This window comes from Pseudomonas sp. NPDC087817 (genome assembly GCF_044742875.1).
Classification (GTDB): Bacteria; Pseudomonadota; Gammaproteobacteria; order Pseudomonadales; family Pseudomonadaceae; genus Aquipseudomonas.
The window spans coordinates 24,336-46,855 of the sequence record NZ_JBIUVJ010000021.1; the positions used below are offsets into that span (position 1 = coordinate 24,336).

A 22,520-nucleotide genomic window follows, 5' to 3' on the forward strand; every position below is an offset into this window, starting at 1 on the left:
GGGATAAATCCCCTCACCACAAAGGCTCAGTCCTACAGAACCGGTCCGCTTTCAATCTTGAACTGCCCCTACTCTCGCTCAAGTTGACGTTAACGTAAAGGGTGATTGACAGCCATTCGCCGCAGGCTTACGTTAACGTAAAGGTGAGAACTGAAACGCCACTCTCCCCACCCTACAAAAAAGCCAAAAGGTGCCTCATGAGCTATCCATCCCTGAATTTCGCCCTCGGTGAAACCATCGACATGCTGCGCGATCAGGTTCAGTCCTTCGTCGCTAAAGAGATCGCTCCGCGTGCGGCGCAGATCGACAGTGACAACCTGTTCCCCGCCGACATGTGGCGCAAATTCGGTGACATGGGCCTGCTCGGCATCACCGTGCCGGAAGAGTACGGTGGTGCCGGCCTGGGTTACCTGGCGCACGTGGTGGCGATGGAAGAAATCAGTCGCGGCTCGGCGTCGGTGGCGTTGTCCTACGGCGCGCACTCCAACCTCTGCGTCAACCAGATCAACCGCAACGGCAACCACGAACAGAAAAGCAAATACCTGCCGAAGCTGATCAGCGGCGAACACGTCGGCGCCCTCGCGATGAGCGAGCCTAACGCCGGCTCCGACGTGGTTTCGATGAAACTGCGCGCCGACAGACGCGGTGATCGCTTTGTCCTCAACGGCAGCAAGACCTGGATCACCAACGGACCCGACGCCAACACCTACGTGATCTACGCCAAGACCGATCTGGAAAAAGGCCCGCACGGCATCACCGCATTCATCGTCGAGCGCGACTGGAAAGGCTTCAGCCGCAGCAACAAGTTCGACAAGCTCGGCATGCGCGGCTCCAACACTTGCGAGCTGTTTTTCGATGACGTTGAAGTGCCGGAAGAGAACATTCTCGGCGTGCTCAACGGCGGCGTAAAAGTCTTGATGAGCGGCCTCGATTACGAGCGCGTTGTTCTTTCAGGTGGCCCGACCGGGATCATGCAGTCGTGCATGGACCTGATAGTGCCGTACATCCACGACCGCAAACAGTTCGGCCAGAGCATCGGCGAATTCCAGCTGATCCAGGGCAAAGTTGCTGACATGTACACCCAGCTCAACGCCAGCCGCGCCTATCTCTACGCCGTCGCCCAGGCCTGCGAGCGCGGCGAAACCACGCGCAAGGACGCCGCCGGCGTGATCCTCTATACCGCCGAACGCGCCACGCAAATGGCCCTCGACGCGATCCAGATTCTTGGCGGCAACGGCTACATCAACGAGTTCCCGGCCGGGCGTCTGTTGCGTGACGCCAAGCTGTACGAAATCGGCGCCGGCACCAGTGAGATCCGTCGCATGCTGATCGGTCGCGAACTGTTCAACGAAACCCGCTAAAACGGAGCTGGCCATGGCTATTTTGCACACTCAGCTCAATCCTCGATCAGCGGAGTTCGCCGCCAACAGCGCAGCGATGCTCAAGCAAGTCGACGCCTTGCATACCCTGCTTGCCCAAGTGGCGCAGGGTGGCGGCGCAAAGGCTCAGGAACGCCACACCTCACGGGGCAAACTGCTGCCGCGTGAGCGCATCAATCGCTTGCTCGATCCGGGCTCGCCGTTTCTGGAAATCAGTCAGTTGGCCGCGCACGCCGTTTATGGCGAAGACGTGCCCGCCGCTGGCGTGATTGCCGGGATCGGTCGGATTGAAGGTGTCGAATGCATGATCGTCGCCAACGACGCGACCGTGAAAGGTGGCTCGTATTATCCGCTGACCGTGAAGAAACACCTGCGCGCGCAGACCATCGCCCAGCAAAACCGCCTGCCGTGCATTTATCTGGTGGACTCCGGCGGCGCCAACCTGCCGCGTCAGGATGAAGTGTTCCCGGATCGCGAGCACTTCGGGCGGATTTTTTTCAACCAGGCCAACATGAGCGCCATGGGCATCCCGCAGATCGCCGTGGTCATGGGCTCGTGCACCGCTGGTGGTGCGTACGTGCCAGCGATGGCTGACGAAGCGATCATGGTGCGCAATCAGGCAACCATTTTCCTCGCTGGCCCGCCGTTGGTGAAAGCCGCGACCGGGGAAGTGGTCAGCGCCGAGGACCTTGGTGGCGCCGATGTGCACTGCAAGATTTCCGGGGTGGCCGACCATTACGCCGAGAGCGACGAACACGCCCTCGCCCTCGCCCGCCGCAGCGTTGCCAACCTCAACTGGCGCAAACTCGGCGAAGTGCAGCAGCGCGCGCCGATTGCGCCGCTGTACGCCAGTGACGAGTTGTATGGCGTGGTCTCGGCCGACGCCAAGCAACCGTTCGATGTGCACGAAGTGATTGCGCGACTGGTCGACGGATCGGTGTTCGATGAGTTCAAAGCGCTGTTCGGTACCACGCTGGTGTGCGGTTTTGCTCATCTGCACGGCTATCCGATTGCGATCCTCGCCAACAACGGCATCCTCTTCGCTGAAGCCGCGCAGAAAGGCGCGCACTTCATCGAACTGGCCTGCCAGCGTGGCATTCCATTGCTGTTCCTGCAGAACATTACCGGCTTCATGGTCGGGCAGAAATACGAAGCCGGCGGCATCGCCAAGCATGGCGCAAAACTGGTAACGGCGGTGGCCTGCGCCAAGGTGCCGAAATTCACCGTGATCATCGGTGGCAGCTTCGGCGCCGGTAACTACGGCATGTGCGGCCGAGCTTACGATCCGCGTTTCCTGTGGATGTGGCCGAACGCGCGAATTGGCGTAATGGGCGCCGAACAGGCAGCGGGCGTGCTGGTGCAGGTCAAACGCGAACAGGCCGAGCGTAGCGGCCAGGCCTTCAGTGCCGAGCAGGAAGCCGACATCAAGCAGCCGATCCTCGACCAGTACGAAGAACAGGGGCATCCCTACTATTCCAGTGCGCGGCTGTGGGACGACGGCGTCATCGACCCGGCGCAGACCCGCGATGTGCTGGCCCTGGCCTTGTCCGCGTCGCTGAACGCGCCAATCGAACCGAGCCGCTTCGGCGTGTTCCGGATGTGATCGGGAGAATCTCATGAGCGACTTCAACACCCTTGAACTGCAGACTGACCCACGCGGTTTCGCCACGCTGTGGCTCAACCGCGCCGAAAAGAACAACGCCTTCAATGCCGAGATGATCCGCGAGCTGATCCTCGCCCTCGACAAGGTGGCCAGCGACGCCAGCCTGCGTTTCCTGCTGTTGCGCGGGCGCGGCAAACATTTCAGCGCCGGTGCCGATCTGGCCTGGATGCAGCAATCGGCCGAACTCGATTACCACACCAACCTCGACGACGCCCGCGAACTGGCAGAGTTGATGTACAACCTCGCCAAGCTGAAAATCCCGACCCTGGCCGTGGTCCAGGGCGCGGCGTTCGGCGGCGCACTGGGCCTGATCAGTTGCTGCGACATGGCGATTGGTGCGGATGACGCGCAGTTCTGCCTGTCGGAAGTGCGCATCGGTTTGGCACCTGCGGTGATCAGCCCGTTCGTGGTGCAGGCCATCGGCGAACGTGCCGCACGTCGATATGCCCTGACCGCCGAACGCTTTGGTGGCCAACGTGCTCGGGAAATCGGTTTGTTGTCCGAGAGCTATCCGGCGACCGAACTTGATGGGCAAGTTGAACAATGGATCAACAACCTGCTGCTCAACAGCCCCGCTGCCATGCGCGCCAGCAAAGACTTGCTGCGCGAGGTCGGCAACGGTGCACTGACCCCGGCGCTGCGCCGCTACACCGAAAACGCCATCGCGCGCATCCGCGTCAGCCCCGAAGGCCAGGAAGGCTTGCGCGCCTTTCTGCAAAAACGCCCACCGGGCTGGCAAGCCGCAACCACCACCAAGGAGCCGCGTTGATGAGCGCACCTGTTCTCACCACCCTGCTGGTGGCCAACCGTGGCGAAATCGCTTGTCGCGTGATGCGCACCGCCAAGGCTCTGGGCCTGACCACCGTCGCTGTGCACAGCGCCACCGACCGCGACGCGCGGCACAGCCGTGAAGCGGATATCCGCGTCGACCTTGGTGGCAGCAAAGCCGCCGACAGCTATCTGCAAATCGACAAACTGATCGCTGCAGCGAAAGCCAGCGGCGCGCAGGCGATTCACCCGGGTTATGGCTTTCTCTCCGAGAACGCCGGGTTTGCTCGCGCCATTGAAGCGGCGGGCCTGATTTTCCTCGGCCCGCCCGCCTCGGCCATCGACGCCATGGGCAGCAAATCCGCCGCCAAGGCGTTGATGGAAACGGCTGGCGTGCCGCTGGTGCCGGGTTATCACGGCGAAGCCCAGGATCTGGATACCTTCCGTGATGCCTGCGAGCGGATTGGTTATCCCGTGTTGCTCAAGGCCACTGCCGGTGGCGGCGGCAAGGGCATGAAAGTTGTCGAGGACGTCAGTCAATTGGCCGAAGCGCTGGCCTCGGCTCAGCGTGAGGCGCAGTCGTCGTTCGGTGATTCGCGGATGCTGGTGGAGAAATACCTGCTCAAGCCGCGCCATGTGGAGATCCAGGTGTTTGCCGACCAGCATGGCAATTGCCTTTACCTCAACGAGCGTGACTGCTCGATTCAGCGCCGCCACCAGAAAGTCGTCGAGGAAGCACCGGCACCTGGCCTGACACCGGAGCTGCGTCGCGCCATGGGCGAGGCAGCGGTTCGTTCGGCGCAGGCGATCGGCTATGTCGGCGCCGGCACCGTGGAGTTCTTGCTGGATGCACGCGGCGAGTTCTTCTTCATGGAGATGAATACGCGGCTGCAGGTCGAGCATCCAGTCACCGAAGCCATCACCGGACTGGATCTGGTGGCGTGGCAGATTCGCGTGGCCCGTGGGGAAGCGCTGCCGATCACACAAGCGCAAGTGCCGCTCAACGGGCATGCAATTGAAGTGCGGCTGTATGCCGAAGATCCGTCGAACGATTTCCTGCCAGCCACCGGGCGTCTGGAGTTATATCGCGAATCGGCTGAGGGGCCGGGACGGCGGGTGGATAGCGGCGTTGCAGAAGGTGACGAGATTTCGCCATTCTACGACCCGATGCTCGGCAAGCTGATTGCTTGGGGCGAGGATCGTGAACAGGCGCGACTGCGGTTGTTGGGCATGCTCGATGAATTCGCGATTGGCGGACTGAAGACCAACATCAATTTTCTGCGCCGAATCATCGCGCATCCGGCGTTTGCCGCAGCGGAACTGGATACCGGTTTTATTCCGCGTTATCAGGAGCAACTGTTGCCGGTTCCGGGCGAGTTGAGTGATGCGTTCTGGAATGCCGGGGCGCAAGCGTTCGTGCAGACTTTGCCGGCGCTTGCGCGCAAGGATGACCCGAGTTCGCCATGGGCAATGAACAGTGGTTTGCGTGCAGGTCTGCCGCAGGAAATCACTGTGCATTTGAGCTGCGAAGGCCAGGATCGAGCGCTGACGCTGGGTGCCAGTGGCGACGCGAAGCTTGCCGGTGAAGCGCTGGTTGTCGAACACGACGGCGTGCGTCGTTCCTTGCGCGCGATTCGCCAGGGCGATTCGTTGTTTCTGCAATGGGAAGGTGAGTTGCGGCGTATTCAGGCCTTTGACCCGATCAGCGCCGTAGAAGCCAGCCATAGTCATCAGGGTGGCCTGACTGCGCCCATGAACGGCAGCATCGTGCGTGTTCTGGTCGAGGCCGGGCAATCAGTAGAGGCCGGTGCGCAACTGGTGGTGCTGGAAGCCATGAAGATGGAACACAGTATCCGCGCGCCGCATGCCGGGGTGATCAAAGCGCTGTATTGCCAGGAAGGTGAAATGGTTGGCGAAGGCAGCGCTCTGGTTGAATTGGAAGAAGTGTAAATGACGAAGATCGATCCTACGCCAAGCGAGGATCGATCTGACTAGTAACGCGCCGTTGCCTGAACCACTACGCCGATGATTCGACAGTCATCGGTAAACAAGGCTTTCGGCCAGGTCGGATTGAGCGGCACCAGGTAACGCTGGCCGCCCTCTTCGTCCAGCTTGCGGAAGATCGCCTCTTCGCTGTCGGCCCACCGCGCAATCACCAGTTTGCCAGGCACCGCTTCCGCCTCCGGATCCACCAGGATCAGCATGCCTTCGGCAATGCTCGGGCCGCGGGGTGCGGTCATCGAGTCTCCAGCCACCGTCAGCCAGAACGCTGCCCCTCGGGCATGGTAGTCCGTCAGTTGGAAAACCTGCTTGTCTGTCGACGAGACGTAGGCCGGCTGACCGTTTTCGCGCACTTCGCACGGTGTTCGCCAATCGCTGACCGGGTAGCGGAAGTACGGGTTGTACTTCTGCGCCAGCGGCATGTCGTCGTCCGGCGTGACTTGCGGTTCGCGAATCACCAGGACCACTTCAAGGAAGTCCATGCCCAGTGCCTGCAGCACGCGGTTCATTTGCGTGATACCAGGCTCCCGGCGTTTGTTCAGCCAATGGCCGATCCCGCCCTGGGACATGCCGACGCGCTCTCCGAGCTCTGTTTGAGTGATTTTGAGTTCACTCATCTTGGCCTTGACCAACTCAATCCATTTATCCATGTGCGGCACCTTACGCTGACGCCTTCGGCCGACAAAACACATATTGTAGTATTTAAATTCTAGTCACAACTACGCATCGTACTATTCTGAAGCCACGGATTTTCAATCGAACAAGGAGTGGCCCTTATCATGAATATCAGCAGCAAAGACTTGCCAGATCTGCAAATGGACACCACGTTCACCTCTCCCCAAGGCAACGCAGCGGCACAACGTGCCCTGGACTATTACTTGAAACCTGCTGTATCAGAACCCGAAGTCGATGAACGATTTTTCGACGTCAGACGCCATCTCAGTGGCGAAGAGGCCCTGGTCCACGCCTCGGATTTGCTGCGATGTGCGGCGGCGACCGCCTTCAAGGCAGCGGAAAATTTGCAAGGCGCGAGTCGCGACCTGGCCTTTTCGGTGGTGCACATGGTGGATATGGCGCGGGCGATGGTCGACCATTCGCTCGATAGCGAGGAAGTCTGAGGAACGGAATTGGGACGGACAGGAAAGAATTTTCCAATCGCGCAGATAAAAACATTTGACTTGCAAATGATAATGATTATTATTGCAAGCAGCTGGTCGCGAGATCAGTCGATGGACCAGAGACCTTAGGTCGGTCTTCTGGACTATCTCCTCATCAGGCTAATCACGGTTTTTGACCCGGCTTTTTGCCGGGTCTTTTTTTTGCCCGTTTTTCGGGCTTGTGGCTTCAGGCTAATGAAGTCTTTATGTGCTGCAAATTCGATGGCGCGGATAATATCAAAAGAATATCGGTTGGCAAGCCAGGCCCGGCCACATTGGGCCAAACTAATAGCAATTAGCACTTGAGAATCAATCGCATAGCCCCTAAGCTGCGTCCGCGTCATGGAAGACGCCCCCCGCCACACCCCGCAATTTCCCTCGGTTTCACCGCTGTCTTGCGTGTAAAGTAGCCGCCATAAAAATCATATTCAGGAACCGATTATGACCGTGGCCAAATCTTCGTTCGACATCAGCGCCAACTTCGACAGCGGCAACATCCAAGTCATCGACATCAGCAATCCGCTCAACCCGGTTCTGGCTATTCGCCCAGACACCCGCAGCGCGCATTTCCAGTGGTTCCACTTCAAGGCCAGCGGCCTGCATGTCCATCAGGAACACTGGTTTCGCCTGGTCAACGCCAGCCAGTCCTCCTACAACAAAGCCTGGACCGGCTATCAGGCCGTCGCGTCCTACGACCACGTCAACTGGTTCCGCATTCCGACCCAATTCGAAGGTGACAGCCTGCGCTTCTGCCTCGAAGCCGAGCAGACCCACGCCTGGTTCGCCTACTTCGAACCCTATAGCCGTGGCCGCCACGACTGGCTGATCGAGCAGGCACTGACCAAGGCCGGCACCGAGTTGCTGGCGACCGGCAAGAGCGTCGAGGGCCGCGACATTCAACTGCTGCGCAAAGGCAGCGGCGCCGAAGGCCAGCGCAAAGTCTGGATCATCGCCCAACAGCATCCCGGCGAGCACATGGCCGAATGGTTCATGGAAGGCGTGATCGAGCGTCTGGAAAAACACGACGATCCGGTCTTGAACAAACTGCTCGCCAGCGCCGACCTTTACCTTGTACCGAACATGAACCCGGACGGCGCTTTCCATGGTCATCTGCGCACCAATGCAATGGGGCAGGATCTGAACCGCGCCTGGCAGAACGCCAGCCAGGAAGTCAGCCCCGAAGTACTGTTCGTCCAGCAACAGATGGAAAAATACGGCGTCGATCTGTTCCTTGATGTACACGGCGATGAAGAAATCCCTCACGTATTCACCGCTGGTTGCGAGGGCAATCCGGGTTACACGCCACGGATCGAGAAGCTCGAAGAGCATTTCCGCAGCCACCTCAAGCGCACCACCAAGGACTTCCAGACCCAGTACGGCTACACCCGCGACGAGCCGGGCCAGGCCAACATGACCCTGGCGTGCAATAGCGTCGGCCAGAAGTATGACTGCCTGTCGCTGACCCTGGAAATGCCGTTCAAGGATCACGACGACGCGCCGAACCCGCAAACCGGCTGGTCGGGCAAACGCTCGAAACAGCTGGGCAAGGACGTGCTGACCACAATCGCCGATATGGTCGATACCCTGCGCTGATCCCCTCCCCTCGCACCTGCAAAAGATCGCAGCTTGTCTGCGATCTTTTGCTTTGTGTGGTCCACGGATTCGATTAATCAGGTTGCAAAATGAAACCGAATTACTTACCGTGATTCTGGTTTTAATTTGAAACCTAAAAAGGATCCGGGTATGAAACCTCAATCACTCAGTAGCAGCGTGGTGCTGCTCTTCGCCGTGGCCTGTGGTCTGGCAGTGGGCAATGTGTATTACGCGCAGCCATTGCTGGATGCCATGGCCGACGCATTCGCTTTGTCGCCGGCAACCATCGGTATCGTTATCACCCTGACACAGGTGGGTTACGGCGTCGGATTGGTGCTGCTGGTGCCACTCGGCGATTTGCTCAACCGACGGCGATTGATCGTCAGCCAGACGCTGCTATCCGCCGTGGCCCTGTTAATGATCGGACTGGCCCCCAACAGCGTCTGGTTGCTGCTGGGCATGACACTGACCGGTTTACTCGCCGTGGTGACGCAAGTGCTGGTGGCCTATGCCGCGACCCTGGCGATCCCGGCACAACGGGGCCGAGTGGTGGGTGTGGTCACCAGCGGCATCGTCGTCGGCATCCTGCTGGCGCGTACCGTTGCAGGAGGAATGGCTGATCTGGCCGGATGGCGCGCCATCTATTGGCTGTCGGCGGGCCTGACGTTGTTGATGGCGTTGCTGTTGCTTCGCGTATTGCCCAAGCATGAAGACCCACAACCGGCGTCAACCTATCGCGCATTGATCGCCTCGGTATTCGTCCTGTTCAAGGAAGAACCGGTTCTGCGCCAACGCGCGCTGCTCGCCCTGCTGACATTCGCCAGCGCCATGGTGCTGTGGACGCCGATGGTCCTGCCGCTCGCAGCGCCACCGCTCTCGCTGTCGCACAGCGAAATCGGCCTGTTTGGCCTTGCCGGTGCAGCCGGTGCACTGGCTGCGGCGCGCGCCGGGCACCTGGCTGATCGTGGTCTGGGCCAATGGGTCAGCGGACTGTCGTTGTTGCTGATGCTCGGTTCGTGGCTGCCGATCGCCCTCACCCAGTCTTCGCTATGGGCGCTGCTGCTCGGCGTGATCACCCTCGATCTGGGCCTGCAAGCCGTTCACGTGACAAGTCAAAGCATGATCTACAGCGTGCGCCCCGAAGCGCAAAGCCGCCTCACCGCCGGATATATGCTGTTCTACTCGATCGGTAGCGCCCTGGGCTCAATCGGCTCGACCGCCATGTATGCGTGGGCCGGCTGGACCGCCGTGTGCCTGCTCGGTGCCGCAATCAACACCGTCGCCCTGCTCTACTGGTGGAAAACCCTGGCGCCACAACCTCGTGGCGAGGGAGCTTGCTCCCTGACCACAGAGGCCCGGCGTTAATCGCGATCACGCCCGCGCAACATGCTGTCGAGCACTTCGTCGCGGCGTACCCAGCCGTGAAACAGCGCCGCCGCCAAGTGCAGCAGCACCGTCAGGAACAACAGGTAGGCCAGATAACCATGAGCCTTGCGCAGCAGCGCAAACAGCTGCGCATCCGCCGGCACAATCGACGGCAACTGCAGCGAACTGCTGAGCATGACGGGCTCGCCCGACGCGCTGATCATCGCCCAGCCGAGCAACGGCAGCGCCAGCATCAGCGCGTAGAGCAAGACGTGCGAAGCCTTCGCCGCCAGTACCTGCCAGTCCGGCAGGTCTGCCGGCAGCGGTGGCTGGCGAGTCGAGAAACGCACCAGCAGGCGCACAATCACCAGCGCGAGAATCGCAATCCCCAACGGTTTGTGCAGGTGGATCAGCCATTCATGCCGTTCTGACACCGAGGTGACCATTCCGGCCCCGATAAACAGCATCGCAATGATCATCAGCGCCATCAGCCAGTGCAGCAACCGCGCCAGCAGCGCGAAATGAGTCGGTTGAGTTCTCATTGACGAGCCTCCTGTTTGGCGGCGGGCAACTGGCTGACTTCGCTGGTACGGCGCAGATAGGAATCGGCGTAGCCGGCCGAACGGGCGGCTAGCAACGGGTCGTCGGTACCTTGAATCCCGGCTGGCAGCACCAGCGGGTCATAGTTGATGTCGCGGCACTCGCCACTGAGTTGCGGCTGGGTCTTTTCCAGCACCAACGTGCCGGCGTTCAACACCTTGCGCCCGGCGGGCCAGGTTTTGCTGGCATCGTTTACCGGGTCATCGGCGTTCGCCAGGGTGATGTTCAGCTGAAAACGCAGCGGCGCAGCGGCCAAGCGTTGCACCAAGTCTTTTTCCAGAAAATCTGCGCCCTCAGGTGCACTGGCACCGGCCGCGTCTTGCGCCAACGGCGTCATGCTCCAGCGCACCGCCTGCTTTTTGCCGCTGGCGTCGACCAGATAGAACGCGTTGACGCTGTTATAGGTTTCGGTGGCATAACTGGCGGACGGTTTTGCAGTCTTGACCCACGTGAGAAACGGCACGGCTTCCGGGTGAGAGGCGAAGAACGCCGGAACCTTCGCCGGGTCAGGCTTACCCGTGGCCGGATCCGGCGACTGCGCCTGCTGCAATTGATAGAACGCCTCAGGCGTGCCAACCGGGAACACCGGCATGCTGTTCATCCCGGTGCGCCATTGCTGCCCATTGGCCTGGGTAAATCGCAGCGCCAGACTGCGGATCGGCACGCTGCTGTCCGGCGCATAAGGATTGCCCGCCGGCAACGCAAAACGCCCGACCACCGGAGTGCGTGGCTCGTTGAACACCTGCGCGGTGGAGAACACCCGCGCCTCGCCACTGCTCTCGAAATGCCCGATCACGCACACACCTTTGGCGTGATTGCGGCGAAAGCCCGGGTGCACGCCGTTGTTCTTTTCCAGTACGTCGACCAGCGCCTTGGGCGTCAGACGCTGTGGGTCAAAGTTACCGTGAACGTAGGCAAACGCTCCGGCCACCGCAGCGACTACCACAGCAATGCCGCCCAGACGCAGAATCCGGCTCGCCGCACTCAATGGCGGGCGTTGCGGCCCGCCGGGCCTCTTGATATCGGGTGAGATGCGATCAACCATGAAAGACTCCAGGGCCAATGGCCATAGGGAAAGGTGCTATGAGACGCACGCCTCGTAGGTTTATTCCCTTTGAACTGTAGTTTCTTTCACCGCACTACGTGTGACGCTGCGTTTGAGTAATTTAAACATGCTCGAATCGGGGTTCACGCTTCTCCAGAAACGCCTGCATTCCCTCTTTCTGCCCGGGGGGTGGCAAACAAGCCATGAAATACCCGACGCTCAAACAATATGCCTTCGCGCAGTGCTAATTCCTGCGCACGATCTACCGCTTCGCGGGCAGCCGCCGTCGCCGCGCCTGAAAATCCGGCAATCCGCTGCGCAACCGCCAGTGCCTGTTCGAGCAATTGATCGGTGGCCGTTACACGCGACACCAGTCCCGCCTGTTCGGCCTCCCTGGCGTTGATAGAACGTCCGGTGAGAATCATGTCCATGGCTTTTGCCCGACCTATTGCGCGCGTCAACCGTTGAGTTCCGCCCATGCCCGGCATTACACCCAGGGTAATTTCCGGCAACGCAAACTTCGCCGATTCAGCCGCGATGATCACATCACACATCATCGCCAACTCACAGCCACCGCCAAAGGCAAAACCCGCGACGGCGGCCACCTTCGGCGTCCGGAATCCGGTGAAAGCATCCCATCCGGCAAAGTAATCCTCCTGGATCATTTCCACGCAGGATTTCGCATACATTTCCTTGATATCGGCGCCCGCGGCAAAGTACTCCTTCGTACCGGTAATCACGAAACAACCCACATCCGGATCAGCATCCAGCCCACGAAGCGTATCCAACAGCTCCTGCATCATCTGCGTACTCAGGGCATTTCGGGCTTGCGGGCGATTCAGCCGGATCAGCACAACCCGGCCCAGTCGTTCAATCAGTAGATTCATGTTCATCTCATTCCTTGAAAAAAGTGCCTGTCAGAAAAACTTCGCAGCCTGTCAGGAATCCCAGATAGCGCCGTAGGCCGGTATGCCCCGAGCTTCCATTTCCTCGACCACGCGCTCAGTCAATGTCTGATTGGAGATGCAAATGACCGCTTCAGCGCCGAACGACTGTACGGCGGTATAAGCCAGGGTCACCAGATCGGGTTTTCCCCGCACGTCCGTGTCCCAGATCAGGGCGTCAGGCTGGGCTTCGAGGATTTCGTCCACCAGCGGATCGCCGTAGGTGGCTCTCGGACTGCGAGTCGACCAGATCAAGCGTATGGGCACTTGTCTGGCCAACAGATGTGGCAGCACCGGCCCGATACCGCTGCCGGTGGCGATATACACCACCGATTTGAACAGCGTTTCAATGTGCGCCACGCCGGCGGTGGTAATGCCCTTGACCCAAACATGCGTTGGCGCCTGCTCGATAAAAGCACCGGTCCAGTCGCCGGCACGGGAAATAATCAGTCGGAAACCGTCCTGCCCCGGGGCAGGAATATTGGCGAAAGAATGCCATTCCCACAGCGGATTACGGCTGATGGCCGTCGCGGACCCGGCAAACGGTGTGTGGTGACTGAAGTGGGCAATCACTGCATGTGACGAAGGCCGAACCAGACTGACAGGCACTTTTCGCAAATGCAGCCAGGGCAACGCGATGCTGAACGTCACCAGCAGCAACACCCAGAACGAGGCAGACACAGAAAGAACGTCCATCATCGCCGCCGTCGGATTCTGCTCTCGGGCAGACACCAGCGTCATCGCCCAGAACATCGCGAGCGCAGCCCATCCGGCAAAACGGTGAGTTCGTTCGAATGCATTGTGGAATCGCCCGCGAATGGCCGGCATGGCCATGATTGCCACCAGCAACATTAACCCTAGCAGCCCACCACTCACTCCGATCAAGGTCAGCGAAACACCGCCCGGCCCCAGGAAACGCTGCCAGAGCATCGAACCGAACAACAACGCAAACCACGCAATCGCAGCCATCGCCCCACCGCTGTGCAGCCCGCCGAAGTGGAAGACCTTGGCCAGCGTTCGCCGAATCGCCAGCGGCCAGCTGGTGGGCGCCCGGGTAGCCAGCCAGAACAACAGATTGATGAGGTACTGCTGACGAATCAGTATGGCCAACGACAGGTTAGCCACCACCAGCCCGGACAGCGTCTGCAAATCCGCACCGGCGGTCGACCACCATTGCCCGACCTTGATGCCGTAAACCAGCACGGCGATGTTGCAGGCCAGCACCAGCACCACCAGTCGATTGTAATGCGAGAACATCGGCAGCGTTCCCAGGCGCCGCCAGAGCACCCGTCGAGCAGGTAAAACGATGTTCAAATCAGGCCCGCTCATGCCTTCACCTGAGCATCGACGCCCGCATTTGACGTCTGATGCGCCACAGCCCACTCGAGCAGTAATCGCTTGTCGATTTTGCCCCGGGACGTGAGCGGAATCTCATCCACAGCGAGAATCAGCGAGGGCACACAATAATAGGCAAGCCGTGCTTCACAGCAGACTCGCGCCGCATCGACGTCAGTTCTGGCGGGATAGACGAAGGCTACCAAATGACGATTATCGAGCTTCAGTGTGACCGCGCGTTCACAGTTCGGCGCAGACTCCAGGACCGCAGACACCGAGTCGAGCTCAACCCGAAAGCCCCTGACCTTTACCTGATCATCGACACGTCCCAGGTGCTCAAGCTCACCGTCTGCCGTCCAACGCCCCAGATCGCGGGTCCGGAACATCACGCGCCCCTGGCCCAGAAATGGGTCGGGCCGATAACGCTCACGGGTCAGTTGAGCATTGCCCAGATAACCCGCCGTCACGCAATCGCCGCCCGCCCACATCTCGCCCTGCTCACCCGGCTCGCAAAGTTGCCCTGCTTCATCGAGCACATACACCGTGTTGTTGGGCGTCGGCTTGCCAATCGTCAGTGCTCCCGAGCCCCGATAGTGCTGCATGGTATTGACGATCGTGGTTTCAGTCGGCCCACACGCATTGTAAAACGTGCAAATCGCTGCCCAGCGATCCGCCAACGGCTGTGGGCAAGGCTCACCCGCCAAAGCGACCACTTTCACTTGGCCACAACGAGCGGGGTCAAGCGTGGCAAGAATCGACGGAGTCGCGATTAACACGTCACACTGTTCAGCGGTCTGCGCGATGTCTTTGCCTCGGATCATGAGCGTCGCACCGTGGGCCAGACACCCCAGCACTTCCCAGGCCGCCATATCGAACGCGATGTTGAGGATCTGACCGACTTTCAACCCCGGTCGCATGCCGAGATTGCCGGGCTCGGTCAGCAGAATGTTGCAGACGTTGCGCTGAGTCACACGTACGCCATTGGGCAGTCCGGTGGTGCCCGACGTAAACAATACAAAACACAGTGAGTCAGCTGATGATGTTGCGCCAAAGGTATTCAGTTCGTCCGCGGCGACACTGGCGACACGGATGAATTCATCCAGGTGGATGCAGTGTTGTGCCGTGGCCAGCGGAATCGCCGGCGCCAGTTCGGATAGCGTCAGGACTACCCGCACCTGGGCGACGTCCATGATGTGGCGTAATTGCGCAGCGGGGGTAATACCCACATGCTGCGGAATATAGGCGGCCCCGGCTTTCAGCGTGGCCAGCATGCCCACCAGCATCGGAATCGACCTTTCGACGAACAGTCCCAAATGGTCGCCCGGTAACACGCCTTGTTTGAGCAAAACTGCGGCGAGTCGATTAGCCTGGCGGTTCAGTTCGCCGTAGGTGATGGAATGGCCCTGATGCCGAGCGGCGACAGCCTGAGGCCGGGCAAGGGCTTGTGCTTCGATTGCGCGATGAATCAACCTCGCGTCAGGCTCGACTTTTGGGCCGCAGCCAAAGCGCTGCCATGGGTTGGACTGAACTTTCAACCGGGAATCGAAGCCCCGTGTCGACCGGTTAGTTATCGCGAACGCATTCATTGGAAATTCCCTTTTCTGATTTCAACCATTTTCTGGTCACGTCCGTCATCGGTGGCCTTGGCTGCACCGGTAGAAAAACGCGCCTTTCAAATGTGTTGAGCAGGGAAATTGAAATCCATTACATGGACTACAACTCGCGGAGAGCCGTCATACAAAACGAAGGATAAAAACTTACAGCTACGAGGATGGAATAAGCTTCGCTGAGGGGCGTCTTCCTTCTCAACACTGTCTTTCTGGCTCAGGGTATTGCCTTCGATGAAAACCTCGGCATGAACGCACTCGATGAACAACTGCGTGAGCTGATCCCCAGATTGCGCCGCTTTGCCGTGTCACTGACACGCAACAGCAGCAGCGCCGACGATCTGGTGCAGGCGAGTCTGGAGCGCGCCCTGTCGGGTTGGGGCGACAAGCGCGCCGACGGCGATTTGCGTGCATGGCTGTTCGCGATCCTGTACCGCCAGTTTCTCGATGCCCATCGTCGTTCGCGCCGCTATGCGCGGATGCTCGAGTTTTTCACCGGCCGCGACGATGCCGAACCTTCGGTGGAGCGCACCGTCATCGCCCAGTCGACCCTGCAAGCCTTCGACCGACTGCCCACCGAGCAGCGTGCCCTGCTGCTCATGGTCTCGGTCGAAGGCCTTTCCTACAAAGAGGTCGCCGAGATCCTTGGCGCCCCGATCGGCACCGTGATGTCGCGCCTGTCCCGCGCCCGCCAGGCCTTGCGCCAACTCAGCGACGGCGAAATCAGCAGTCCTTCTTTGCGGATACTCAAATGATCAGCATGCCTCCCAACGAGCGTGACCTGCACGCTTATGTCGACCACCAGCTCAGCGATGCCGATCGGCGTGTGCTGGAGACCTGGCTGGCCAGCCACCCGGATGACGCCGCGCAGGTTCGCGCCTGGCAACAGGATGCCCAGCAATTGCGCGCGGCGCTGAGTGGCGCGTTGCAACAACCGATGAATCCAGCGCTTGATCCGGCGATGATTCGCCAGCGCCAGAAACGTCAGTCACGCCGTCATCTGGCCAGCGCCGCGGTGTTGCTGATCGCGGTGAGCGTCGGCGGTTTCAGCGGTTGGCAGGCTCGGGAAATGACCTTAGTGCGCTCCTCTGTATTACCCATGACCGACGCCTTGCAGGCTTATCGACTGATTGCCCAGAAAGGCATGCTGCCGGCGGATTACCAAGTGACCGGCGACGGCAATATGCAGCGCTGGCTCGACCGCTATTTCACGCAGGCCCGTCGTTTGCCGGATCTGACGGCGGCCGGGTTCCAACCGGTCAGCGGACGTCTGCTCAGCACCGATGAGGGGCCAGCGGCGATGGTGATGTATGAGGATGCGAGTGGGCACAAGGTGAGTTTTTACGTTCGCCCACCCGGACCAAAAAATACCTTTCTGCCGCGTGGCAGCCGTAGCGATGGGGATTTGCAGGCCGAATACTGGTCGGGTGGTGGTTACAACTATGCGATGGTCAGCCCGGTTGATACACCGGCTGCCCCCCTGCTGAAACAGTTTTGAAACACTGCATGACCCTGTGGGAGCGGGCTTGCCCGCGATGGGGCCGGCATGTCCAATACACGTGTCGCCTGATCTGACGCCATCGCGGGCAAGCCCGCTCCCACAAGGGGTCGGCGCAAGGTTCAGAACCCCACATCCAGCACCACATTGTCCAGATACGTCCCTGCCGGCGGTGTGGTCTGGTCGGTGTAGATCTTCGCGTTGTAATTGAAAATCTGGCTGCCAGTCCCGAGTCCATTGCCCGGATTGACCTCGGCATCGGTACTCGCCCGACGCGCGGCCCCGACACTGCCCCAGCGCGTCGTGCCGGCACTTTTGAAAATGTCATAGGCCAGATAGTTGCTCCCGGAAATCATCCGTCGTCGCCCACCCGCGCTGACCGGGTTTTGCCCGTCGCTCAGGCCCACGGTGTAGGCGCTGCCCTTGGTGCAGGCCAGGTTGATGGTCTGCCCGGTGACTGGTGTGAAGGCGCTGACCACCGGTGCGCTGCCGAACGCGATGTTTGGCGCCGTGATCGTGCAGTCGTTGGAGACGGTCAGGTTCACGGTCAACGTGGTAGTGCCGCTGTTGATGTCGCGCCCAAGGCAAATGGCGCCGATGCCGATACCCGAACAGTAATTCCAGTTCCAGAAGATGCTCAGGGTTTCGGTATACACCCCCGCTGCGACGTTGCTGCCGATGGTCGTCCCCAGGTAGAGCGGCACGGTTTTCGGCGTCGTACCGCCCAGCAGTCCCAAGGCATCGATGATGCCATTGCGGGCGAAGTCATACGCCGTGCCGCGAGTCAGCGGGTAACTGGTGCTGTTGTTGGCGTAGACCGTGTAACTGATGACATCGCCAGTGGGCCCGAGCAGTCCGCTCTGGGTCGACGAAACGGTGCCCCAGAAGTGGTCATTGCTGGTGAGCAGTGACAGCAAAGAGCCGGTGCAACTCAGCCCGCCATTGAGCGTGGAGCTGGGTTGCGATGTAGTGCGAACGGCAATCGAACTGAGCGTTCCGAAGGCCGCCGGCGTGGTACTGACCACCGAGCAAGCGGCCTGCGCCGCCCCCGGCGACAACAGCGCCAACCACAACAGCCAGCGTGCGCCGATCATTGGCACACCAGCGGGCCGATCAGCGGCACCTGATTCTGGTTCATGTCGACATTGAACTGCGCCTTGCAAGTTTTGCCATCCGCCAGCGTTACTTGTAGCGAGTTTTGCGCTTGCAGGTTTTCCAGATAGACCAGGCCATCCCAACCGACCACGGTGCGTGCGCCGCTCTCTTCATGCAGCACGCCTGCGCCCAACGGCAGCTCACGTTGCTGCGCATCGACCAGGACGATACTCGCGGCAATGATTTTGCTCAGCGGAAATTCCAGCAGATAACCGCTACCACGGCGTACCGCGATGCGCTGTTCAACATTGGGGCTGCGCACATTCGGCGGCAGGTTCAGCGGATCGATTTCGTACTTGCCACGGTAGTAAGCGCTGCTCCACGGCACCAGGAGATGACCGTTTTTATCGGTCTGGCCCACCTGCTGGTTTTCGTAACGCACCGGAATGTCGGCAAAACCATCGGTGCTGACCACCACAAAGGCATCGTCGATGCGGTTGGCGGCAAACACCTGCCGGTCCATCCACACCAGCGATCCACTGGCATCGGCCCAACGGGTTTCGGCGTCGGACGTGCCATACACCCCGGCCTGCAACTGCACCGATTGCAGGCGCCAGGTCACGTCGGCCTGGCGATAATCGGCGCCATCACCCTTGGCGTACCCCAGATTGAAGCCGACCCCGCCCTCGGTCGGCACCGAGCGACTGTAGTTGACGCGCTGCTGGGTTTGCCCGGTCTTGCTGCGCTCGCTGCTGATCGCCAGGCTGCCACGCAGATCGAACGGGATCACCAGTTGCGCCTGCACAGCCCAGTTGCTGTCGCCGATCTCGCGGTTGGCCGACAGATAAAAACTGCTGTTGCGCCACAACGGTTTGCTCCAGCTCAGGTTGAGCAGGCGCGTACGGGAATCGTCGGCGGCACGCACATCGAAATACCCGGCACCGAGACTGCCCCAGCGATCCAGGTTGAGGCTCAGCGTGGCCTGTTCGCTGCGGCGGCTGAGGCTGATGTAGGGGCTGTCGACCACGGTCAGGTCAGCGTATTGATCGTGGCGTTGCAGGCGCTGGTAAGAAAAGCTGAAACGCTGATTGCTGTACTGATAACCGAGGCTCAATTGCTCGCCACTGTCTCCGTCGAAACGGCTCTGGCTGATGGCACTGTTGAGCACGCCGAAATTGCCCAGGCGCAGGTTACCGCCGAGCCCGCCGAGGGTCAGGTTTTGCGCGGCTTCGGCATGGCTTTCCAGGGTAAAACTGTCGCTGACGCCATAACGCAGACTGCCGGAAGTGACGCCCGGCCCATAGTTGAAATCCTTCAGTGCGTAGTCGCGACGCAATGTCCCGGCCGCCACGGAAAAGTCGCTCAGGCCCTTTTGCAGCAAACTGCTGGTCACATAAAAAGGCACCGTGGTCGACACTTGCCGCCCCAATGCATCCGTGGTCACCACCACCGCTTCGCCGGCACCGTTGATGAACGGAATGTTGGTCAGCGTATACGGCCCCGGTTGCAGCTCCGCGCTACTGGATTTGTAGCCATTGATGAACAGATCCACCGAGGATGGCACCGCCGCCTCCCCGGCAAACTGTGGCAGCGGATAGGTCACCAGATCCGGGCGCACTGCAAAGTCGCGGGAGAATTGCACGCCCCCCAGGCGCACCGAACTGCTCCAGGGCAGCGCGCCGCTGATCACGTCGCCCGCCTCGTAGGTGAGCATTCGCTCGTCATCGGAGTAACGCCACGTGGTGTCGTAACGCAGGTAACCGTTGCTCATCGTGTTGAGCGAATCACCGGACAAGGTGCGCCGGTATTGCCCGGTATTGGACAACGTGCCCCAGCTGTCGAACAGCCGCACCTCGTTCCACGCCGCCAGGTAGGTGCCGGCATCGTCGGTGTCGTTGAGGTACAGGTCATAGTTGAACAGCGCGCCGAAACTGCTCAGTGCCGGCGTGCGCGGGTAGTTCTGACGATTGCCGATGAACTGCTCCGGCAACCACTCCGGTGGCACATCCAGCAGCAGGCGCTGGCCGACACTGTCGTAATCGCTGTGCAGCCCCGGCAGGCTGTCGAGGTCGACTTCCGCGCCAACACCGTCGGGCAGTTTCATGCCGGTTTCGCGTAACGCCGTGCTCGGCAGAAACAGCCGCCCGTCGCGCTGGTCCACCGCCACCACACGTCCGGTATTCATCTGGTTGACCACCAGTTCGAGAAACAGCTGTGCATCGCTGACGGCCTCCATGCCGCTGGGAGGCGGCGGCAGTTCACCGGCCCCGGATGGTTGAACGAACACCAGGCAACACGCGCCGGTCATGAGCCACAACGGACGCTGAATACGGCGAGCCCATCCTGGGCTCATACGCGCTTTACGTCCGTCAATGGACTGATTCCTCCTGATACTTCCCTAGCCAGACTCATATCTCAGTGACACTACCCAACCCATGTGGCGAGAGAGCTTGCTCCCGCTCGGCGGCGCAGCCGTCGTAAAACCAGTCACCCAAATCTAACTGAGACACTGCAGTCATCTGTTTTGGGGCTGCTTCGCAGCCCAGCGGAAGCAAGCTCCCTCACCACAAAAAGCACAGCTAAAAAATCTTCGTCCGGCTACCGTGCCTGGCTGATGCTCTGCACCTGCGGCGCCCCATTGACCCGTACCTGCAACGCCGAATCAGCCGCCGCAGCACCCGGTGCCGGCCAGCGCATCACCGCGCCCGGCAACACGTAACCGAGCAGTCCCTCGGCCAATGGCTTGCTCTGCCCGCCCTGCTTGATCGCCACGTCGGTCAATCGCGCATGCACCGCGCCCTGATTGCGCACCTCTACATAAGGCCGCCCCTCCACGGCCACCGTGCGCCAGCTCAATTGCGGCAGGCCGATGCCTTTGGGATCTCGCGGGCGAGTGCTGTCCTCCTTGCTCCACAGGCCCACGCCGTAGGCAAACAGCGGCACCGAATAGCGCATCTGGAAGCGGATGGCAGCGGCGGTCTTGCCGCCGTCAGCGGAGGCCGGTTGTGCGGACGGGATTTCGTCGATGATGATTCGATAAGCCAGTTCCTGCCCCGGCGGCACGTCTTTGGTGCGGGTCAGGCGCACCAGTTGTTTTTGCCCCGGCTCGATCTTTGCCACCGGCGGACTGCCGATCACGTCGCGTTGATTCTGGTATTGCTCCTCGAACCCGCTCTGGCTCCAACTGAACACGCGAATCTGCAGATTGGCGGTTTCGTTGCCGCGGTTCTCCAGCCATAACGCACTGGCCTGCTGATCGGCCTCCAGCACCGGGTCAATCGGCCAGATCAATACCGAACTGGCCGCTAGCGCGTTGCCGGTCCCAAGCATGACCAGCGCCAACATCGCGCACTGAACCAACGAAAGCCGTGATGTAACTGACCCCATAGACCTGCTCCTTGTCGGCAATCCAGCCTTCGCCTCACCACGACAGTTGCACCTGCAACACGTCGCTGTACGTCCCCCCAGGCTGATTGCCCGGCAATTGCACCTGACCGTAAATCGGCAGGCTGATGTTGTTCGCATCGCTATAGGCCACCGCCACGCTCTGGCCGATGCCCAGGCTCTGGCTGTACGCCGCATCGCGAAACAGCGTATACGCCACCCGCGCGCTGCCACTGTTGATCTGCATGTGCCGGCCGCTGCTGTTGTACTGACCGCCATCGACGCTCATGTTCAGTGTCACCCCCGGTGTGCACTGCAATTGCACACCGCCGGTCAGCGCGACCTGCACCGTGCCGGTGGCCAGGGCCGAACGTGAACCGAAATTCAGCCCGCCATAGTTCGACACCCCACCGACCACCAGACACCCCGCCGTGACCGTGGCGCTGACCTGAAAGCTCTGACTGGTCGCAGCGGTCAGCGGCAGCGGCGCACTGCCCGCACAAAGCAGGAGCAGCGCGATGCAGCCTTGACGGCGCATGGCATCAGAACGTCAGTTCAACAGCGACAGTGTCGGTGTAGGTCCCTGCCGGCAAACCGGCCTTGCCCACCGCTTGACCGTAGATATTCACCGTTTGCGCCACGCCGGTGCTGGCGGCCAGATTGATCGTGCCGTCAATCGCCAACAGCTGCGAATGCCCGGCGTCGGTGTACAAGTCGTACGGCACATAATTGGCGACGCCGTCGTACAGCGCGCGCGTCCCCCCCGGTGACATGCCGTCATGGGAGCCCGCCCGGACCTTGACCGTCGGTGTGGTGCCACTGGAGCAGAGAATCGACAACGCCCCGCCACCACCGCCCAGCACTTGCCCGGTGGCCGTGGTGAACAGGCTGTTGGCGGTGCCGAAGTTCAACGCACCGAAGTTCAGACCGGTGGAGCCTCCGGCGCCGTTGACCTGACAGCTGCTGGTCAGGATCAGGCTCGAGGTGATCTGGCCGGTGACAGTGGTGGCGGCATGGGCACTGGAAAACAGTGCCAGACCAAGCAACGACAAACCTATCCTTGATGCATACATACGCATGGTTTCC

Annotated in this window: 20 protein-coding genes and 1 pseudogene; 9 read left to right on the forward strand and 12 right to left on the reverse strand. The window is 60.6% G+C overall.

The genetic code is table 11. The features are described 5' to 3' along the window. The first annotated feature begins 197 nt into the window (after positions 1-197). Genes ACIONG_RS15785 through ACIONG_RS15800 form a run of 4 tightly spaced genes read left to right on the forward strand, consistent with a single transcriptional unit; the run spans position 198 to position 5,760 of the window. Positions 198-1,361 carry an isovaleryl-CoA dehydrogenase gene (locus ACIONG_RS15785; protein WP_103305271.1) on the forward strand — a complete coding sequence of 388 codons (1,164 nt, stop codon included), beginning with the start codon at positions 198-200 and terminating at the stop codon, positions 1,359-1,361. 13 nt (positions 1,362-1,374) lie between these two features. Beyond that, positions 1,375-2,982 (forward strand): carboxyl transferase domain-containing protein, encoded by a 1,608-nt coding sequence (locus tag ACIONG_RS15790; RefSeq protein WP_401300815.1) that lies wholly within the window; start codon positions 1,375-1,377, stop codon positions 2,980-2,982. Between the two features lie 13 nt (positions 2,983-2,995). Next, positions 2,996-3,811 (forward strand): gamma-carboxygeranoyl-CoA hydratase, encoded by an 816-nt coding sequence (locus tag ACIONG_RS15795; protein ID WP_401300818.1) that lies wholly within the window; start codon positions 2,996-2,998, stop codon positions 3,809-3,811. Continuing rightward, on the forward strand, positions 3,811-5,760 hold the full coding sequence (locus tag ACIONG_RS15800) for an acetyl-CoA carboxylase biotin carboxylase subunit (protein WP_401300821.1): 1,950 nt from the start codon (positions 3,811-3,813) through the stop codon (positions 5,758-5,760). Before ACIONG_RS15795 ends, ACIONG_RS15800 begins: the two co-directional genes overlap by 1 nt. A gap of 41 nt (positions 5,761-5,801) precedes the next feature. Here the strand turns inward: ACIONG_RS15800 and ACIONG_RS15805 are convergent, their stop codons facing one another. Continuing rightward, positions 5,802-6,461 (reverse strand): LexA family transcriptional regulator, encoded by a 660-nt coding sequence (locus ACIONG_RS15805; RefSeq protein WP_249412051.1) that lies wholly within the window; start codon positions 6,459-6,461, stop codon positions 5,802-5,804. Between the two features lie 129 nt (positions 6,462-6,590). Here ACIONG_RS15805 and ACIONG_RS15810 point away from each other — a divergent pair, with 129 nt between their 5' ends. Beyond that, positions 6,591-6,929, forward strand: a complete 339-nt coding sequence (locus ACIONG_RS15810) for a DUF6124 family protein (RefSeq protein WP_103305266.1) — start codon at positions 6,591-6,593, stop codon at positions 6,927-6,929. A 143-nt stretch (positions 6,930-7,072) separates the two neighbouring features. Here the strand turns inward: ACIONG_RS15810 and ACIONG_RS15815 are convergent, their stop codons facing one another. Next, complete coding sequence (locus tag ACIONG_RS15815; protein WP_103305265.1) at positions 7,073-7,312, reverse strand: hypothetical protein; 240 nt, start codon at positions 7,310-7,312, stop codon at positions 7,073-7,075. A gap of 97 nt (positions 7,313-7,409) precedes the next feature. On the opposite strand from ACIONG_RS15815, the gene ACIONG_RS15820 reads away from it, so the two are divergent. Then, a complete protein-coding gene (locus ACIONG_RS15820) occupies positions 7,410-8,561 on the forward strand; it encodes a M14-type cytosolic carboxypeptidase (protein WP_103305264.1) in 1,152 nt (383 codons plus the stop codon). Positions 8,562-8,711: 150 nt separating this feature from the next. Further along, complete coding sequence (locus ACIONG_RS15825; RefSeq protein ID WP_103305263.1) at positions 8,712-9,926, forward strand: MFS transporter; 1,215 nt, start codon at positions 8,712-8,714, stop codon at positions 9,924-9,926. On the opposite strand, the gene ACIONG_RS15830 is transcribed toward ACIONG_RS15825, so the two are convergent. The 5 genes and pseudogenes from ACIONG_RS15830 to ACIONG_RS15850 all read right to left on the reverse strand — a co-directional run bounded on the left by ACIONG_RS15830 (position 9,923) and on the right by ACIONG_RS15850 (position 15,436). Then, entirely contained in the window at positions 9,923-10,468 is a 546-nt protein-coding gene (locus tag ACIONG_RS15830) for a cytochrome b (RefSeq protein ID WP_103305262.1), read from the reverse strand. The genes ACIONG_RS15825 and ACIONG_RS15830 overlap by 4 nt on opposite strands. After that, entirely contained in the window at positions 10,465-11,571 is a 1,107-nt protein-coding gene (locus ACIONG_RS15835) for a catalase family peroxidase (protein ID WP_401300827.1), read from the reverse strand. Before ACIONG_RS15835 ends, ACIONG_RS15830 begins: the two co-directional genes overlap by 4 nt. Before the next feature lie 121 nt (positions 11,572-11,692). Then, positions 11,693-12,458: pseudogene (locus ACIONG_RS15840) on the reverse strand (enoyl-CoA hydratase-related protein). 51 nt (positions 12,459-12,509) lie between these two features. Further along, on the reverse strand, positions 12,510-13,844 hold the full coding sequence (locus tag ACIONG_RS15845) for a hypothetical protein (RefSeq protein WP_401300830.1): 1,335 nt from the start codon (positions 13,842-13,844) through the stop codon (positions 12,510-12,512). Continuing rightward, positions 13,841-15,436 carry an amino acid adenylation domain-containing protein gene (locus tag ACIONG_RS15850; RefSeq protein WP_401300833.1) on the reverse strand — a complete coding sequence of 532 codons (1,596 nt, stop codon included), beginning with the start codon at positions 15,434-15,436 and terminating at the stop codon, positions 13,841-13,843. Before ACIONG_RS15850 ends, ACIONG_RS15845 begins: the two co-directional genes overlap by 4 nt. Before the next feature lie 269 nt (positions 15,437-15,705). Between ACIONG_RS15850 and ACIONG_RS15855 the strand changes: the two genes are divergently transcribed. Both ACIONG_RS15855 and ACIONG_RS15860 read left to right on the forward strand, forming a co-directional pair. Beyond that, positions 15,706-16,212, forward strand: coding sequence for an RNA polymerase sigma factor (locus ACIONG_RS15855; RefSeq protein WP_212809542.1), 507 nt, complete (start codon positions 15,706-15,708; stop codon positions 16,210-16,212). Beyond that, positions 16,209-16,955 (forward strand): anti-sigma factor family protein, encoded by a 747-nt coding sequence (locus ACIONG_RS15860; RefSeq protein ID WP_401300836.1) that lies wholly within the window; start codon positions 16,209-16,211, stop codon positions 16,953-16,955. Before ACIONG_RS15855 ends, ACIONG_RS15860 begins: the two co-directional genes overlap by 4 nt. A 122-nt stretch (positions 16,956-17,077) precedes the next feature. Here ACIONG_RS15860 and ACIONG_RS15865 read toward each other — a convergent pair whose 3' ends face one another. The 5 genes from ACIONG_RS15865 to ACIONG_RS15885 form a co-directional block, all read right to left on the reverse strand. Further along, the gene (locus tag ACIONG_RS15865; protein WP_103305256.1) at positions 17,078-18,049 is read right to left on the reverse strand and encodes a spore coat U domain-containing protein; all 972 of its coding nucleotides are present in this window, start codon (positions 18,047-18,049) and stop codon (positions 17,078-17,080) included. Next, positions 18,046-20,403: a fimbria/pilus outer membrane usher protein gene (locus tag ACIONG_RS15870; RefSeq protein ID WP_401300839.1), complete on the reverse strand. Its 2,358-nt coding sequence runs from the start codon at positions 20,401-20,403 to the stop codon at positions 18,046-18,048. The genes ACIONG_RS15865 and ACIONG_RS15870 overlap by 4 nt, the downstream gene beginning before the upstream one ends. A gap of 245 nt (positions 20,404-20,648) precedes the next feature. Continuing rightward, positions 20,649-21,437: a molecular chaperone gene (locus ACIONG_RS15875; RefSeq protein ID WP_401300842.1), complete on the reverse strand. Its 789-nt coding sequence runs from the start codon at positions 21,435-21,437 to the stop codon at positions 20,649-20,651. Positions 21,438-21,471: 34 nt separating this feature from the next. Next, on the reverse strand, positions 21,472-21,972 hold the full coding sequence (locus tag ACIONG_RS15880; protein ID WP_103305252.1) for a spore coat U domain-containing protein: 501 nt from the start codon (positions 21,970-21,972) through the stop codon (positions 21,472-21,474). A gap of 4 nt (positions 21,973-21,976) precedes the next feature. Beyond that, positions 21,977-22,513, reverse strand: coding sequence for a spore coat U domain-containing protein (locus ACIONG_RS15885; protein WP_103305251.1), 537 nt, complete (start codon positions 22,511-22,513; stop codon positions 21,977-21,979). Positions 22,514-22,520: the final 7 nt, after the last annotated feature.